The organism is Spirillospora sp. NPDC000708, from assembly GCF_040299565.1.
GTDB lineage: Bacteria > Actinomycetota > Actinomycetes > Streptosporangiales > Streptosporangiaceae > Spirillospora.
The window spans coordinates 1-3,421 of the sequence record NZ_JBEPCJ010000208.1 but is presented as its reverse complement, the minus strand read 5'-3'; the positions used below and the strand labels follow the sequence as shown (position 1 = coordinate 3,421).

Genomic DNA, 3,421 nt, shown 5'->3' with positions numbered 1-3,421 from the left:
CGCCCGGTGGCCGCGCGGCCCGCGGCCCGCCCCGGTGAGCTGTGCACATCGTACTTGCCGGTAGATGCCCGGACCGTCCATCACCCCGGTTCCGCGCGCCGGGACGCGCCGCCGTTGCGGCGGTTCGCGGCCCCGCGCGACGATCGCGCGCGCGATGGTTGGGTAGGGTTTGTTCCGGACATGCCGTCGACCCTGCGCGGGAGAGACCCCATGCGGCCAGCGTGGGGCGCCGAAGGGGCAACCTCCCCGGAACCTCTCAGGCAAAAGGACCGCGCGGACGAGGCACCTCTGGAAAGCAGGCGCCGTTCCCCCGACCGGGGGAGGGGCGGCTCACCGAAGGGGAAATCCCGCCCGGCGGGGGAAGCTCTCAGGTGCCGATGACAGAGGGGGAGACCGGCCGCCGGCCCGTTGCCGGCGGCGGCCCTGAGCGACCGCAGCAGCCAGGAGGCTCTCCATGACCGCCCAGTTCTTCGCCCCCGTGGCCTCGCCGCAGCACCCCCGTTCCACGTTCGCCGACCGGCACGTCGGCCCGTCCCCGGACGAGCGGGCCCGGATGCTGGCCGCCATCGGCTACTCCGGCGCGGAGGCGCTGATCGACGACGCCGTCCCGGCGGCGATCCGCACGTCCCGGCCGCTGGAGCTGCCGCCCGCGCTGAGCGAGACCGCCGCGCTGGCCCGGCTGCGCGAGCTGGCGTCCCGCAACACCGTCCTCACCTCGATGATCGGCCTCGGCTACCACGGGACGATCACGCCGGGCGTGATCCTGCGCAACGTCCTGGAGAACCCGGGCTGGTACACCGCGTACACCCCGTACCAGCCGGAGATCTCGCAGGGCCGCCTCGAGGCGCTGCTGAACTTCCAGACGGTCGTGTCCGACCTGACCGGCCTGCCGGTCGCCAACGCCTCCATGCTGGACGAGGGCACCGCCGCCGCCGAGGCCATGGCGCTCGCGCACCGGGTGTCCAAGCGCAAGGAGCCCGGGACGTTCCTGGTCGACGCCGACGCGCTGCCGCAGACGATCGAGGTCGTGCGGACCCGGGCGGTCCCGCTCGGCATCGAGGTCGTCGTCGCGGACCTGTCCGCCGGGCTGCCCGACGGCGACTTCTTCGGCGTCCTGCTGCAGTACCCGGGCGCGTCCGGCGCCGTCCGCGACCTGGAACCGATCACCGCGCAGGCGCACGAGCGCGGCGCGAAGGTCGTCGTGGCCGCCGACCTGCTCGCCCTGACCCTGCTGCGGCCGCCGGCGGAGTCCGGCGCCGACATCGCCGTGGGCTCCGCGCAGCGGTTCGGCGTCCCGTACGGGTTCGGCGGCCCGCACGCCGGCTACATGGCCGTCGGCGAGGGCATCCAGCGGCAGCTTCCCGGACGCCTCGTCGGCGTGTCCGTCGACGCCGACGGCGCCACCGCGTACCGCCTCGCCCTGCAGACCCGCGAGCAGCACATCCGCCGCGAGAAGGCCACCAGCAACATCTGCACCGCGCAGGTCCTCCTCGCCGTCATGGCGAGCATGTACGCCGTCTACCACGGCCCCGAGGGCCTCGCCGCGATCGCCCAGCGGACGCACCGCCGCGCCGCCGAGATCGCCGCGGGCCTGCGCGTCGGCGGCGTCGAGGTCGTCCACGGCGCGTTCTTCGACACCGTCCTCGCCCGCGTCCCCGGCCGCGCCGCCGAGGTCGTCGCGGCCGCCCGCGAGCGCGGGATCAACCTGCGGCCCTCCGGCGCCGACCACGTCGCCGTCGCCTGCGACGAGACGACGCTCCCCGAGCACGTCACCGCCGTCCTCGAGGCGTTCGGCGTGCCCGCCGAGATCGGCGGCGCCGAGGAGGCGATCCCCGACGGCCTGCGCCGCGAGAGCCCCTACCTCAGCCACCCGGTCTTCCACGCGCACCGCTCCGAGACCGCCATGCTGCGCTACCTGCGCCGGCTCCAGGACAAGGACATCGCGCTCGACCGCTCGATGATCCCGCTCGGCTCCTGCACGATGAAGCTGAACGCCACCGCCGAGATGGAGCCGATCACCTGGCCCGAGTTCGCGAACCTCCACCCGTTCGCGCCGGTCGACCAGGCCGCCGGCTACCTCGAGCTGATCCGCGAGCTGGAGGACGCCCTCGCCGAGATCACCGGGTACGCCAAGGTGTCCGTCCAGCCGAACGCCGGCTCCCAGGGCGAGCTGGCCGGCCTCCTCGCCATCCGCGGCTACCACGCGTCCCGCGGCGACGAGCACCGCGACGTCTGCCTCATCCCCTCGTCGGCGCACGGCACCAACGCCGCCAGCGCCGTCATGGCCGGGATGCGCGTCGTCGTCGTCAAGTGCGACGAGGGCGGCAACGTCGACCTCGACGACCTGCACGCCAAGATCGGAAAGCACGGCGACCGGCTCGCCGCGATCATGGTGACGTACCCGTCCACGCACGGCGTGTTCGAGGAGTCGATCACCGACGTCTGCGCCGCCGTCCACGCCGCCGGCGGCCAGGTCTACGTCGACGGCGCCAACCTCAACGCCCTCGTCGGCCTCGCCCGCCCCGGCGAGTTCGGCTCCGACGTCTCCCACCTCAACCTGCACAAGACCTTCTGCATCCCGCACGGCGGCGGCGGCCCCGGCGTCGGCCCCATCGGCGTCCGCGAGCACCTCGCCCCGTTCCTGCCGAACCACCCGCTCCGCGAGGAGGCCGGCCCCGCCGGCACCGGCGTCGGCCCGATCTCCGCCGCGCCGTGGGGCTCCGCGGGCATCCTGCCGATCTCCTGGGCGTACATCGCGATGATGGGCCCGGACGGCCTGCGCGCCGCGACCGAGGGCGCCATCATCGGCGCCAACTACCTCGCCGCCCGCCTCGGCCCGCACTACCCGATCCTCTACACCGGCCGCAACGGCCTCGTCGCCCACGAGTGCATTGCCGACCTCCGCAAGATCACCAAGGAGACCGGCATCACCGCCGAGGACGTCGCCAAGCGCCTCATCGACTACGGCTTCCACGCCCCGACGCTCTCCTTCCCCGTCGCCGGCACCCTGATGATCGAGCCCACCGAGTCCGAGGACCTCGCCGAGCTCGACCGGTTCTGCGACGCCATGATCGAGATCCGCCGGGAGATCCAGCGCGTCGCCGACGGCGGCTACGACCGCGAGGACAACCCGCTCAAGAACGCCCCGCACACCGCCGCCTGCCTCGTCTCCGACGACTGGAAGCACGCCTACACCCGCGACGAGGCCGCCTACCCCGTCCCCGCGCTCCGCGAGACCAAGTACTGGCCCCCGGTCCGCCGCATCGACCAGGCCTACGGCGACCGCAACCTCGTCTGCTCCTGCCCCCCGCCGGAGGCGTTCGAGGACTGAGTCTTCCCAGGGGGGCGACCCCCTGGAACCCCCGTCACGGTCGTGAGGCCGTTTCCCCGCTCCGCTGGCGCTCCGCGGCGAAACGGCCTC

At 73.8% G+C, this 3,421-nt stretch carries 1 protein-coding gene and 1 riboswitch; the gene reads left to right on the top strand.

The genetic code is table 11. The features are described from left to right. Positions 1–187 precede the first annotated feature (187 nt). Positions 188–282: riboswitch (glycine riboswitch) on the top strand. Between the two features lie 172 nt (positions 283–454). Continuing rightward, positions 455–3,331: an aminomethyl-transferring glycine dehydrogenase gene (gene gcvP, locus ABT299_RS52405; RefSeq protein ID WP_500255438.1), complete on the top strand. Its 2,877-nt coding sequence runs from the start codon at positions 455–457 to the stop codon at positions 3,329–3,331. Positions 3,332–3,421 lie beyond the last annotated feature (90 nt).

Excerpts from the sequence above, each read along its gene's own strand:
- gcvP (WP_500255438.1), top strand. The coding sequence starts at position 455 with ATGACCGCCCAGTTCTTCGCCCCCGTGGCCTCGCCGCAGCACCCCCGT.